The 12,948-nt window shown below is 63.6% G+C and carries 9 protein-coding genes; 5 read left to right on the top strand and 4 right to left on the bottom strand.

Annotated features, from left to right (window positions below; all coding sequences use genetic code 11):
* Positions 1 to 66: 66 nt before the first annotated feature.
* The 3 genes from VOM14_RS21910 to VOM14_RS21900 form a co-directional block, all read right to left on the bottom strand.
* Positions 67 to 1,794: a putative 2-aminoethylphosphonate ABC transporter permease subunit gene (locus tag VOM14_RS21910; protein ID WP_327630838.1), complete on the bottom strand. Its 1,728-nt coding sequence runs from the start codon at positions 1,792 to 1,794 to the stop codon at positions 67 to 69.
* Positions 1,791 to 2,882 (bottom strand): putative 2-aminoethylphosphonate ABC transporter ATP-binding protein, encoded by a 1,092-nt coding sequence (locus VOM14_RS21905; protein ID WP_327630837.1) that lies wholly within the window; start codon positions 2,880 to 2,882, stop codon positions 1,791 to 1,793. Before VOM14_RS21905 ends, VOM14_RS21910 begins: the two co-directional genes overlap by 4 nt.
* 155 nt (positions 2,883 to 3,037) lie before the next feature.
* Positions 3,038 to 4,093, bottom strand: coding sequence for a putative 2-aminoethylphosphonate ABC transporter substrate-binding protein (locus VOM14_RS21900; protein ID WP_327630836.1), 1,056 nt, complete (start codon positions 4,091 to 4,093; stop codon positions 3,038 to 3,040).
* Positions 4,094 to 4,322: 229 nt separating this feature from the next.
* Here VOM14_RS21900 and phnA point away from each other — a divergent pair, with 229 nt between their 5' ends.
* From phnA to VOM14_RS21880, 4 genes are all read left to right on the top strand, one after another.
* Complete coding sequence (gene phnA, locus VOM14_RS21895) at positions 4,323 to 5,558, top strand: phosphonoacetate hydrolase (protein ID WP_327630835.1); 1,236 nt, start codon at positions 4,323 to 4,325, stop codon at positions 5,556 to 5,558.
* A 13-nt stretch (positions 5,559 to 5,571) separates the two neighbouring features.
* Positions 5,572 to 7,029, top strand: a complete 1,458-nt coding sequence (gene phnY, locus VOM14_RS21890) for a phosphonoacetaldehyde dehydrogenase (protein ID WP_327630834.1) — start codon at positions 5,572 to 5,574, stop codon at positions 7,027 to 7,029.
* Positions 7,030 to 7,109: 80 nt separating this feature from the next.
* Positions 7,110 to 8,228: an alanine dehydrogenase gene (gene ald / locus VOM14_RS21885; protein ID WP_327630833.1), complete on the top strand. Its 1,119-nt coding sequence runs from the start codon at positions 7,110 to 7,112 to the stop codon at positions 8,226 to 8,228.
* Positions 8,229 to 8,651: 423 nt separating this feature from the next.
* Entirely contained in the window at positions 8,652 to 9,068 is a 417-nt protein-coding gene (locus VOM14_RS21880) for a PAS domain S-box protein (RefSeq protein WP_327630832.1), read from the top strand.
* A gap of 68 nt (positions 9,069 to 9,136) precedes the next feature.
* Here the strand turns inward: VOM14_RS21880 and VOM14_RS21875 are convergent, their stop codons facing one another.
* Positions 9,137 to 10,468 carry a CynX/NimT family MFS transporter gene (locus VOM14_RS21875; RefSeq protein WP_327630831.1) on the bottom strand — a complete coding sequence of 444 codons (1,332 nt, stop codon included), beginning with the start codon at positions 10,466 to 10,468 and terminating at the stop codon, positions 9,137 to 9,139.
* Positions 10,469 to 10,809: 341 nt separating this feature from the next.
* Between VOM14_RS21875 and VOM14_RS21870 the strand changes: the two genes are divergently transcribed.
* Complete coding sequence (locus VOM14_RS21870; protein ID WP_327630830.1) at positions 10,810 to 12,888, top strand: putative bifunctional diguanylate cyclase/phosphodiesterase; 2,079 nt, start codon at positions 10,810 to 10,812, stop codon at positions 12,886 to 12,888.
* Positions 12,889 to 12,948 lie beyond the last annotated feature (60 nt).

Genomic DNA, 12,948 nt, shown 5'->3' with positions numbered 1-12,948 from the left:
TTTCAGCGGTATTTCTCACGGCGTTTTCCACGATCTCTCCTTGAATGGCTCGATGAAGATGGTTGATCAGCCATGGCGCTGCGTGCGCCATGCCTGGGTTCGATGCAATACGCCGTGCGATATGCCTGCAAACAGCACACAGGCACACGCCGCGGTCACTAGCACGAGCGTCGCCATGGCGGCAGCGGGTCCGATCTGGCCGGCGTCGTCGAGATTGAGAATGGCCACCGAAGCCGGCTGCGTATCCGGCGAATAAAGAAAGGCGACGGCGGACACCGTCGTCATGCCGTTGACAAACAGATAGCGCGCGATCTGCAGAATGGACGGCAGGCACACCGGCACCGTGACGCGCAAAAACGTCTTGTAGAAAGGCACTTTCAGCGACGCGGACACGGCTTCGAATTCGTTGTCGATCTGCCGCAACGCGGTCACCGCCGTCAGATGACTCGACGAGTAGTAATGCACCACCGTCACGACGGCAAGCAGCGCAAGCGTGCCGTACAACCCATTCAGCGGATTGGCGGGCGAATTGAACAGAAAGATATAGCTGATGCCGAGCACGAGACCCGGCACGCCCATCGGCAGAATCGCGCACAGGTTGATGAAGCCGCGCAGCCACCGCGGCCCGCGCGTTTTCTCCACCAGATACGCGCCGCCGAACACGATCGCCGTGCCTCCCAGCGCCACGCACGCGGCCATTTTCAGGCTGTTTTTATAGGCGTCGAAGATACCCGCGCCGATCAGCCCCATCTTGTAGTGCTGCAACCCGAGGCTCATCTGATACGGCCAGAACTTCACGAACGAAGCGAACACCGAAATGCCCACCACGGCGATCAGCAACAGACAGACGGCCGTGCAATACGCGAGCATCGCCAGGTCGAATCCGCGCGAGGGCTTCGGCTGATAAGGCGTCGAGCGCGCGCCGAGTTGCGACTGCTGCTTGCGGCGAATGAAGAAGTCGACGGCGAACGCCACCAGCGCCGGGCACAGCAGCAAGAGACTCACCACCGCGCTGCGATTGAAGTCCTGCAAGCCGATGATCAGCTTGTAGATGTCCGTGGAAAGCACCGTGTACGGGCCGCCGATCACCACCGGCACGCCGAAGTCGTTGATGCAGATCGTGAAGGACACCATGGTCGCGCTAATCAAACCGTACTTCGCGCCCGGCAGTGTGATCGTCATGAACTTGCGCAGGCGGCTCGTGCCCATTGCATCGGCGGCTTCGTAGAGACGGCCGTCGGAAAGCGCCAGCGCCGTCACGAGAATCATCAACACATGCGGAAACGCTGCGTAAACAAGGCTGCAAACGATGCCATAAAAGCCGTAGATCGAATGCCCATGCAACAGCGGCTTCAACAGCCCCGAGTTGCCGAACCAGTAGATAAACGACACCGCCGAGAGCAACGTGGGCGCGAGCAGCGGCAGAAGCGCGACCGTGCGCACCGCGTTTTTCATCGGCATGCACGAGCGCGTGAGCGCATAGGCAAACGTGAACGCGAGCGGAATGACAATCATGGTGACCGTGCTCGCCACCGCCACGGAGTGCAGCGCCGAGGTCCACACGCCGTCGTTGGTCAGATAGCCGCTGAAGTTCGCGAAGCCGATGAAATGCCCGTCGGCGTCCACGAAACATTTGCCTATCACGAGCGCGAGCGGCACGAGCAGGAACATCGCGAGCAGGACCGACATCAGCACGAGCGCAAGCTGTGCGATGCGGTCGTGCCAATGCGTGATTTGCCGCACTTCGTCGTGCGCGTCGCCGCCGCTGCGGCGTTCGATCAGAACCGCGCTCATTGCAGACGCTCCTTCGCTTCGGTGAAGACGCAGACGTGTTCGCGGCTGATCGCGAGGTCGAAACGCGCGCCGGCTTCCACGCCCGCGCGATGCATTTCATGAAACGAAAGATCGGCGACCACTTCCTGGCCCGCGAGTCCCTCCACCTTGAAACTCACACGGCAAAACGCGCCGAGAAATTCCAGCTTCTCCACACGCGCGGGCAGCCTGTTGTCCGGCGCGCTCCCCGGCGTGCCGATATGGATGTCCTCCGGCCGCACGAATGCGGACACCTGCGAACCCGGCAGCGGATCTCCTGTGCCGCATCCATAGCGCAGTGCAATCGAGCCTGCCTTGAGGCTGCCGTCGCGCATGACTTCGGCGGGAATCATGTTGACCTTGCCGATGAAATCCGCCACGAACGGCGAGGCCGGTTCGCGATAGATTTCATGCGGCGTGCCGATCTGTTCTATCACGCCGTGATTCATCACGACGATGCGATCGGCCATCGACAACGCCTCTTCCTGATCGTGCGTCACCATGATCGTCGTGACGCCGAGGCGCTGCTGCAACTGGCGGATTTCCTGACGCAAGCGCACCCGCACGCGCGCGTCGAGCGCGGATAGCGGCTCGTCGAGCAGCAACAATCCCGGCGACGTGGCGAGCGCGCGCGCCAGTGCGATGCGCTGCTGCTGACCGCCCGACAACTGGTTCGGATGCTTGCGATGCGAGTCCGGCAAGCCGACGAGTTCCAGCAGTTCATGCACGCGCGCGGCAATCGCCGCGCGCTTCATTTTGCGATTCACGAGTCCGTACGCGACGTTCTCGAAGATCGTGAGATTCGGAAACAGCGCATACGACTGAAACACGATGCCGTAGTCGCGAAGCTGCGGCGGCAGCCGCGAAATATCGCGGCCGTCCTGCATGATCTGGCCGGCGCTTTGCGTTTCCAGCCCCGCGATGATGCGCAGCAAGGTCGTCTTGCCGCATCCCGATGGGCCGAGAAAGCAGAGCATTTCGCCCTTCTTCACGCCAAGATTGATGCCCTGCAGAACGGGCGTGTCGTTGAACCGCTTGAAGACCTGCTGCACGCTCAAATACGCTGTCATGTGCTCCTCCGCCTGGCGCTCGTGTGCTTCAGCCGCGCCTCGATTGCGCCTCGATTGCGCCTCTAGTGCGGGACGCGCATCGTGCCGCGCCGCCGCATCGTTCAGTGCGCGCGACGCCGGCCCGCGCACCCGTTGAACTGCTGTTGCAGCCGGCCTTACTTCTGCTCCTTGCTGCCGTAGCGCTTTTGCCAGTCGTCGAGAATCGACTGACGGTTTTTCGCGGACCACACGAAGTCGTTCTTCACGAGCATCTGCGAATAGTTCTCCGGAATGCCCGACAGCTTTTTCGCCACGCCCGGATAGGCGACGATCGCCCACCATTGCGCGGTGATCTCGTTGGCCTCCTTGCTCGCCATGAAATCGGCGAGCTTCTTAGCGGCGTCGGGCTGCTTCGTCGTTTTCATGATGCCCGTCGCTTCCATGTCCCAGCCGAGGCCTTCCTTCGGAAAGATCAGATCGATCGGCGCGCCTTGCGCCTGCAGTTCGTGGCCGCGGAATTCAAATGAAATGCCGATGGGAAATTCGCCGGTGCCCGCGAGCGTGCAAGGCTTCGAACCGGAATGCACGTATTGCGCGACGTTCTTGTCGAGCGCGTCCATGTATTGCCAGCCGCGGTCGTTGCCGAAGGTTTGCAGCCAGGACGTGACATCCAGATAGCCCGTGCCCGAGGACACCGGACTCGGCATCACGATCATCCCTTTGTAGACCGGCTTGGCGAGGTCTTCCCACGACGCGGGCTTCGGCAGATGCCGCTTCTCGGCTTCGACGCGGTTGTAGCAGACCGTCGCGCCCCACACGTCCATGCCGACCCAGTGCGGCGGCGTGTTCGAGTCGCTGTATTTGCGCGTGAGGTTGTCGAAATTCTTCGGCGTGTACGGCATCAGCATGCCTTGCAGGTCCAGCAGCGTCAGGCTCGATGCCGCGAGACCGAGCACGACGTCCGCGCGCGGATTGCCCTTTTCAGCGAGCAGTTTCGCCGTGACCGCGCCGGTCGAATCGCGCACCCAGCGGATTTCGATATCCGGATTCGCCTTTTCGAACGCGTCCTTGTACGGCTTCATCGCTTCGTCTTCGAGTGCCGTGTAGACGAGCAACTGCGTTTTCGCGTGAGCCGCGTCGACCGCGCCCAACGTCACCGAGGCAGCCATGAGGCACCGCGCCGCCATCTTCAGCAGCGCCTTGCAACGCTTGAATCCCGATTCTTCCTTCATCTCCACACCCCTTTTGATAAGTGCCGCCGCGGCGCGCGACGGGACATCGACGGAAACGGACCTCTACTGCGAAGGAACTGCACCTGCACCCGGCGTTTGTGTTGTTCTGGTTAGTTGTCTGTTGTTGACAATCTACAAAGAGTCAATTTTAATGTCAAGTATTGCCACACGATGCCACAAAACGCCTCACCGCCAATTCCCTGATTACCCCTGGTCAAAGGAGCAGTTCATGAGCGAAATGCCTCGGTCAATTGAAGTGAACGGCCGTCACTACAACTGGATGCACCGCCCTGTCGTGGTTGTCTGCGTGGACGGCTGCGCGTATGAATATCTGGAGATGGCCGCCGCGGCGGGCGTCGCGCCCTTCATCGGCAAGCTGCTGCGCCCCGACACCGCCCTCAAGGGCGAATGCGTGGTGCCGAGCTTCACGAACCCGAACAATCTTTCTATCGTGACGGGCGTGCCGCCCGCGGTGCATGGCATCAGTGGCAACTATTTCTTCGATCGCGAGAGCGGCACTGAGGTGCTGATGAACGATCCGAAGTACCTCGTCGCGCCGACCGTGCTCGCGCGTTTCGCCGACGCTGGCGCGAAGGTCGCCGTCGTGACCGCGAAGGACAAGCTGCGCCGGCTGCTCGGCAAAGGGCTCAAGGGCATCTGTTTTTCATCGGAGAAGGCGGACGAAGCGTCGCTCGAAGAGAACGGCATCGACCACGTGATCGAACTGGTCGGCCAGCCCGTGCCGAGCGTGTATAGCGCGGAGCTGTCGGAGTTCGTCTTCGCGGCGGGCGTGCGCCTGCTGGAGACACGCGACATCGACCTGATGTATCTGTCCACGACCGACTACGTGCAGCACAAGTGCGCGCCCGGCACGCCCGGCGCGAACGCCTTCTACCAGATGATGGACGGCTATCTGCAACGGCTCGACGAACTGGGCGCGATCGTCGCGATCACCGCCGATCACGGCATGAACGCGAAGCACAACGACGAAGGCGAACCCAATGTGATCTATCTGCAGGAGCGCCTCGACGAATGGCTCGGCGAGGACGCGGCCCGCGTGATCCTGCCGATCACCGATCCGTACGTGGTCCATCACGGCGCGCTCGGCTCGTTTGCAACCGTCTATCTGCCCGAATCCGCCGACGCCGAAGCGATACGCCGCAAGCTCGCGGCGCAGCCGGGCATCGAACTGGCGCTGACGGGCGCCGAGGGATGCGCGCGCTTCGAGTTGCCGCCCGCACGCATGGGCGACCTCATCGTGATTTCGGCTCAGGACGTGGTGCTCGGCACGCGCCGCATCAAACACGACCTGTCCGGGCTCGATGTGCCGCTGCGCTCGCACGGCGGCCTCGCCGAGCAGATCGTGCCGCTGATCTTCAGCCAGCCCGTCGCGAAGTCCGCCGCGCGACGCGAGCGGCTGCGCAACTTCGACGTGATCGACATCGCACTCAACCATCTTCAGTGAAGAGGAGCCGGACATGAACGCCATTGCGGATACCACGAAGCTCGACGCTCAGGTTCGTCACGAGGCGCTGCGCATCGACGGAGAAAAGATCGTTCGCGACGAAGTGATCGAAGTGCGCAACCCCTATGACGGAGCGCTGGTCGGCACGGTGCCGAAAGCCACGCTGCAAGACGTGCAACGCGCGTTCAAGGTGGCGCGCGCCTATCGCCCGACGCTCACGCGTTACGAGCGCGCCGCGATTCTGCGGCGCGCCGCCGATGCCGTGCGCGCGCGCACCGACGAGATCGCCGCGCTGATCACGGCGGAAGCCGGCCTGTGCCGCAAGGATTCGACCTATGAAGCGGGCCGCGTCGCCGACGTGCTGGTATTCGGCGCGAGCGAAGTGCTGAAGGACGACGGCCAGATTTTTTCCTGCGATCTCACGCCGCACGGCAAGAAGCGGCGCGTGTACACGCAGCGCGAGCCGCTGCTCGGCGTGATTTCGGCCATCACGCCGTTCAATCACCCGATGAATCAGGTCGCGCACAAGATCGTGCCGTCGATCGCGACCAATAACCGCATCGTCGTCAAGCCTTCGGAAAAAGTGCCGCTGTCGTGCTATCTGCTCGCGGACATTCTCTATGAAGCCGGTTTGCCCGCGCCGATGCTCCAGGTCGTGACCGGCGACCCCGCTGTGATCGCTGACGAACTGATCACGAATCCGGCCGTCGATCTAATTACATTCACGGGCGGCGTGTCGATCGGCAAATCCATCGCGGCGCGCATGGGTTATCGGCGAGCCGTGCTGGAACTGGGCGGCAACGACCCGATCATCGTGATGGAAGACGCCGATCTGGACGAAGCCAGCTCGCTCGCCGTCTCCGGTTCCTACAAGAACTCGGGCCAGCGATGCACCGCGATCAAGCGTATGCTGGTTCACGAAGCCGTCGCGGATCGCTTCACCGAGCTCGTCGTGGAGAAAACGCGTGCATGGACATATGGCAACCCGGCTGATAGCACGATCGACATGGGCACGGTCATCGACGAAGCCGCCGCGCGGTTCTGCGAGCGCCAGGTCGACGACGCGCTCGCGCGCGGCGCGCGCCTGCTCGTGGGCAACCGGCGCGAGGGCGCGCTGTATGCGCCGACGGTCGTCGATCGCATCACGCCCGACATGCCGCTCGTCAAGTACGAGACCTTCGGCCCCGTCTCGCCGATCCTGCGTTTCAGGAACATCGACGAAGCAATCCAGATGTCCAACTGCACGGATTACGCGCTGTCGTCTGCGGTGTGCACGAACCGTTTGGACTACATCACGCGCTTCATCACCGAACTCGAAGTGGGTAGCGTCAATGTGCGCGAGGTGCCGGGCTACCGGCTCGAACTCACGCCGTTCGGCGGCGTGAAAGACTCGGGGCTCGGCTACAAGGAGGGCGTGCAGGAAGCCATGAAGAGCTTTACCCATACCAAGACCTACTCGTTGCCGTGGTGATGCGGCCGGTGTGAGGCAGCAGCCGTGCCGCACCGCATCGAACGAGTCGCTAAGCGGTTTGTCCGCAACTGGAGGATGACATGCAGGTTGGCGTTCCGAAGGAAATAAAGAACCACGAATACCGGGTGGGACTGACGCCGTCGTCGGTCCGCGAAATGGTCGCGCACGGCCACGGCGTCACGGTCGAAACGGGCGCGGGAAGCGGCATTGGCGCGTCCGACGCAGTGTATGAAAAGGCCGGCGCGAAGATCGTCCCGCGCGCGCAGGACGTGTTCGCGAAGGCCGAGATGATCGTCAAGGTGAAGGAGCCGCAAGCCGGCGAGCGCGCCATGCTTCGCGACGGCCAGATCCTTTTCACGTATCTGCACCTGGCGCCGGACCCGGAGCAATGCGCCGATCTCGTGAAGAGCAACGCGGTCTGCATTGCCTATGAAACCGTCACCCAGGCCGCCGGCGGATTGCCGCTGCTTGCGCCCATGTCCGAAGTGGCCGGCCGCATGTCGATTCAGGCCGGCGCGTTCTGTCTGGAGCGCGCGCATGGCGGCAAGGGCATTCTGCTGGGCGGCGTCGCGGGCGTGCCGTCGGCGAAAATCGTGATTCTGGGCGCCGGCGTGGTCGGCTCGAATGCGGCGCAGATCGCCGTGGGCACCGGCGCGCAGGTCGTGGTGATCGACCGCAATCTCGACGCGCTGCGGCGCATGGACCGTCTGCTCGGCGCTCGCGTGATGACCGTGTTTTCGAATCAGGACAATGTCGAAAAGCACGTGCTCGAAGCCGATCTCGTGATCGGCGGCGTGCTGATTCCGGGCGCGGCCGCGCCGAAACTCGTGACACGGGCGATGATCGAGGCCATGCAGCCCGGCTCGGCGATCGTCGACGTGGCGATCGATCAGGGCGGCTGCTGCGAGACGGCGAGACCGACCACGCACGCGGAGCCGACCTACATGGTGGGCGACGTGGTTCACTATTGCGTCGCGAACATGCCGGGCGGCGTGCCGCGCACGTCGACCTACGCGCTGAACAACGCAACGCTGCCTTTCGCGCTGCAGATCGCCGACAAAGGCTGGCGCAAGGCGTTGCAGGACGACGCGCATCTTCGCAACGGCCTGAACGTCGCGTTCGGCAAAGTGACCTGCCGCGAAGTGGCCGAAGCACTCGACTACACGTGGGAAGCGCCGGAAACCGTCATGGCCATGTGATCGGCGGCTGCGGGTGCGGGCTGTGCCTGCGCTTCCAGCGGTGCTGGCGCGAACATTCGTCGCATGAGGCAAAAAAAGCCTTCATATAAGATGGATTCGTGCGTCGTTACCGTTGGGAGCCGGCTTCCTTCTGCTTGCGCTCGCCGCGCTGGGCGTCGCGCCGCATTCGGTGGCGATTCACACTTTCACGCATGCTACGGCCTGATCGTCGTGGCCGCATTGATCCGCGTGCTCGGCCCGTGGCTCATGCCGCAACTGACGATGGACTGAATCGTCATATCCGGACTATGCTGGGCGGCCGTGCTGCTTCTCTATTGCGTTCGATACGCGCCATGGCTTTGCCTCGCTCATGCCGATGGAAAACCAGGTTGAATTGCGCAAGCCGAAGTCCGCCTCTTCCTCGAAGCATTCAGGAGTGACCTCATGACAGAAACGTCCGCGCTGGCGGAATGGATATTCGAACAGATGGCCGATGCCGCCATCTACGCCGACCGCTCCGGCGCCATCGTGCGCTGGAACCACGCTGCCGCCACGCTGTTCGGTCATAGCGCCGCAGAAGCGCTCGGCCAGAATCTCGATCTGATCATCCCCGAACGTTTGCGGCCCGCACACTGGCGCGGCTTCGAAGCGGCCATGGCGAGCGGCGTCACGAAAACGCACGGCCGCGCGACGTTGACCAGCGCGATGCACAAGGAAGGCCGCAAGCTCTATGTGGAAATGACCTTCGCGTTAGTCGTCGATAACAACGGCCAGGCTTGCGGCTCGGTTGCCGTGGCGCGCGACGTCACGGCGCGCGTCGAACACGAACGGGACGTTGCGCGCCACGGCGGCGCTATCTAGTGTTGGCTTGACGCGCTCAGTCAGTGGGCTTAGTCAATAAGCTCGGTCAGTGGGCTCACCCCGCGCGCTCACTCCACATGCGCCTTGACATGCTCATGCCGCCCCGCTGCAAAACCGAACCACGCCGACACCACGCAGACGCCCGCGCACAGCGCCGCCAGGCTGTACAGCGAGCCGGTCGCATGGAGCAGCGAGCCGGCGATGAACGGTCCGCATGACGCGATCAGATAGCCGATTCCCTGTGCCATGCTGGAGAGTTGCGCGGCCACGTGCGAATCGTACGAACGCAAGCCGATGACGGTGAGCGCGAGCGTGAACGACGCGCCCTGCGCGGCGCCGAGCAGCAGCGCTGACATCCACAGGGTCGACAGAGGCCCGAAGAAGCAACCCATCAGGCCGACGCCGGTCAACAGCAACGCGATCACATTGATCGCGCGCTGATCCCGCAGACGCGCGAGCACGAACGGCAGCAGCAGCGACGAACCCGCCTGCGTCATCACGCTGAGCGACAGCATGAAACCGGCATCGACAGCGCTCATGCCGCGCATGCGAAGGACCGTCGGCAGCCAGCCGAATACGATGTACGCCAGCGACGATTGCGAGCCCATGAACAACGTGACCTTCCACGCCAGCGGATCTCGCCACAATCCGCGAACGACGTACACGCGTCTTCCTGTGTGGACGGCCTTCGCCGGCAGTCGCGCGCCCCATACCACCGTGGCCAACGCAACGGGCAACGCCCACAGCGCCAACGCCCACGCCCACGCGTTGCCGCCCGCGCCGCCCCAAAGATGCCCGACCGCATTGGCGGCCGGCACCGTGGCGGCCGCGGCGGCGGCGGCGCCCGCGCACATGGCGGCGCTGTAGATGCCCGTCATCAGCGCGACGTGGTGCGGGAAGTCGCGCTTGACCACGCCGGGCAGCAGCACATTCATCAAGCCGATGGCAAAGCAGGCCACAATCTGGCCGACATACAGCACCGGCCATGCGGGAACGACCCGCAACGCGGTACCGACGGTGAGCATCACCAGCAGCGCCAGCAATGCGCGCTCACTGCCGAGGCGCCGCGCGAGCATCGGTGCGAGCGGCCCGAACAGACCGAAGCACAGCGAAGGCAAGGTCGTCAGCACGCTCGCGCCGGTGCGCGAGAGATTCGTCGCCCGCACCGCTTCGAGCAGAATCGGACCGACGCTCGTAATCGGCGTGCGCAGGGAGAAGGCGATCAAGGCGAGGCTCGCCGCGAGCGCAATGCTGCGAGCGCGCGCATCGTGCGAATCGTGCGAATCGTGCGGCGTGTTGGCGTCCGCGGCGGCCCGCGACGTATCGCGGCGTTGGGCCGACGCAGCCGGGGCGTCGGCCCGCGCGCGCTGAGGATGGTCAGAGGTTTCTGGGGCTTTCATGGATAAAGTTCGTTATAGAGGTCACCCGAGGCAACCCTTGTCCGTCTTGCATTGTATTCGGCAATAGCATTGGGCACGCCGTATCCGGCGGCGGGAATACTGTGGATAAGGCATCGCGCATCGAGCAGCGCGCATTCGATCAGACTCCTCGGCCTGATCGCCCTCGCGCGGCATTGGGGTGTGCAGCCGGAAAAAAATTCCTGTCCACCAGCGGCGGCGGGCTTCGTCACGCGGCTCCGCTGCCGGAGCGCAATCGCTAACACATTGAAAATTAATTAAATAAACGCCTGGTTATGTCGATAACTGAGTCAGCCGCGTCAAACCGCGCGGTTGGACTTCATATGCAGAGCTCATACAATTCCTGGCTGGTGGCGATTTCGTTTGTCGTGGCGACGTTGGCGTCGTACACGGCACTCGACCTGACCGGCCGCATCTTCGTGCTGGCCTCGCCGCGTTTGCGGCTCGTCTGGCGTATGGGCGGCGCAGCGGCGCTCGGCATCGGCATCTGGTCGATGCACTTCGTGGCCATGCTCGCGTTTTCGCTGCCCGTTCCGCTCGGCTACGATTTCGCGGACACCACGTATTCGCTCGCGCTCGCCATCGGCGTGTCGTATCTGGCCCTCAGGCTGACCACGCAGGAGCGGCTCACGCCCGCGCGCCTCGCGGCAGGCGGCACGCTGATGGGCTTCGGCATCGCGGGCATGCATTACAGCGGCATGGCCGCGCTGCACATGTCGCCCGGCATCCGCTATCAGCCAGCGTGGTTCGCCGCGTCGCTCGCGATTGCGATCGGCGCGTCCACCGCCGCGCTCTGGATGGCGCGCGCGCTCAGCAACGACGACGCGCAGCACGTGCGGCGCAAGCGCTTCGGCGCAGCACTCGTGATGGCGATCGCGATCACCGGCATGCATTACGCCGCCATGGCCGCTGCCGAATTCCCGCTGGGCTCGGTCTGCGGCTCGGCGAACGGCGTAAACGCCGCGTGGCTCGCGACCTCGGTGATCCTGTTCACGTTTGCGATCCTGATCGTCACGCTGCTGCTGTCGCGTTTCGACGCGCGCACGAGCTTTCTCGTCGGCGCAGTGTCGAAGCTGAACGGCCAGATCGTGCGTCTTGCCACGCTCGACACGCTCACCGGCTTGCCCAACCGCGCCACGCTGACCGAGCGCATCGACGGGGCGATTCTCGCGGCGCGCCGCCAACGTTCGCTCTTCGCGATCCTGTTCATGGATCTCGACGGCTTCAAGACCATCAACGATTCGCTGGGCCACTCGGCGGGCGACCAGGTGCTGTCCGCGTTCGCGCAGCGCCTCCTGATCTGTGTGCGCGCCGGCGACACCGTGGCGCGCCTGGGCGGCGACGAATTCGTCGTGCTGTCCGAGAATCTGGCGTCGCGCAACGAAGCTGCCGCGCTCGCCGAAGGCGTGCTCGATCGCATGCGTCACGACACGTGGGCCGATTCGCAACCGCTTCAGGTAATGCCGAGCATCGGCATTGCGCTCTTTCCCGAGGACGGCGAAACCGTCGACACGCTGCTCAAGCACGCGGACGCCGCCATGTATGAAGCGAAGCGCGCGGGCCGCAGCACCTATCGCTTCTTCGAGCCGAGCATGAACGAGGCCGCGACGCGCACGCTGAAAATCCAGAACGCGTTGCGCGACGCGCTGGCCGAGCGTCATTTCACGCTGCATTTCCAGCCAAAATTCCACGGCACGGGCGACTCGCTCGCGGGCGCCGAAGCGTTGATCCGCTTGCATCATCCGGAGCTGGGCACGCTTGCGCCGCTCGAATTCATTCCGATCGCCGAGCGCTCGGGGCAGATCGTGCAAATCGGCTATTGGGTATTGCGCGAGGCATGCCGCCAGATTCGCGGTTGGGTCGCGCAAGGCCTGCCGCCGATCAAAGTCGCGATCAATCTGTCGCCGCGCCAGTTATTGCAAACGGATCTCGTGCCGACCATGCTCGCCATCGTGAAGGCCGAAGGCGTGCAGTGCGACCAGATCATGTTCGAGATCACCGAAACGGTGGCGATGCATGACGCGCCGCGCACCATCGAGATGCTTCGGGAATTCCAGGCGAGCGGTTTTGAAATCGCCATCGACGATTTCGGCACCGGCTATTCGAGCCTCGCCTATTTGCAGCGCTTTCGCGTGAAGCAGTTGAAGATCGACCGTTTCTTCACGAACGGTCTCGACGCGCATGGACCCGAAGGCAGCGCGATCGTTTCCGCGATCATCGCGCTCGCGCATTCGCTCGAAATGGACGTGGTGGCCGAAGGCGTCGAAACGGAAACGCAACTGCACATGCTGAAGGCAATGAGTTGCGACGAAATGCAAGGCTTCCTGCTCGGCAAACCGCTGACAGCGGACGACTTCGGAGACTTGCTGAGAGGCCGCGCGATGACGGCGGACGCCTGCTGATCCTGGCCGGCTGGGGTTGCGACCGGCCGGCGCAACGCCGGTCTCCGCCGCGCGCGACAT

Source organism: Paraburkholderia sp. MPAMCS5, assembly GCF_036016995.1.
Lineage (GTDB): Bacteria > Pseudomonadota > Gammaproteobacteria > Burkholderiales > Burkholderiaceae > Paraburkholderia.
This window is presented reverse-complemented; position numbering and strand designations above follow the sequence as displayed.

What these genes read in the sequence shown, in the direction of transcription:
- VOM14_RS21910 (WP_327630838.1), bottom strand. Translation starts at nt 1,794, where the DNA reads ATGAGCGCGGTTCTGATCGAACGCCGCAGCGGCGGCGACGCGCACGAC.
- VOM14_RS21905 (WP_327630837.1), bottom strand. Translation starts at nt 2,882, where the DNA reads ATGACAGCGTATTTGAGCGTGCAGCAGGTCTTCAAGCGGTTCAACGAC.
- VOM14_RS21900 (WP_327630836.1), bottom strand. Translation starts at nt 4,093, where the DNA reads ATGAAGGAAGAATCGGGATTCAAGCGTTGCAAGGCGCTGCTGAAGATG.
- phnA (WP_327630835.1), top strand. Translation starts at nt 4,323, where the DNA reads ATGAGCGAAATGCCTCGGTCAATTGAAGTGAACGGCCGTCACTACAAC.
- phnY (WP_327630834.1), top strand. Translation starts at nt 5,572, where the DNA reads ATGAACGCCATTGCGGATACCACGAAGCTCGACGCTCAGGTTCGTCAC.
- ald (WP_327630833.1), top strand. Translation starts at nt 7,110, where the DNA reads ATGCAGGTTGGCGTTCCGAAGGAAATAAAGAACCACGAATACCGGGTG.
- VOM14_RS21880 (WP_327630832.1), top strand. Translation starts at nt 8,652, where the DNA reads ATGACAGAAACGTCCGCGCTGGCGGAATGGATATTCGAACAGATGGCC.
- VOM14_RS21875 (WP_327630831.1), bottom strand. Translation starts at nt 10,468, where the DNA reads ATGAAAGCCCCAGAAACCTCTGACCATCCTCAGCGCGCGCGGGCCGAC.
- VOM14_RS21870 (WP_327630830.1), top strand. Translation starts at nt 10,810, where the DNA reads ATGCAGAGCTCATACAATTCCTGGCTGGTGGCGATTTCGTTTGTCGTG.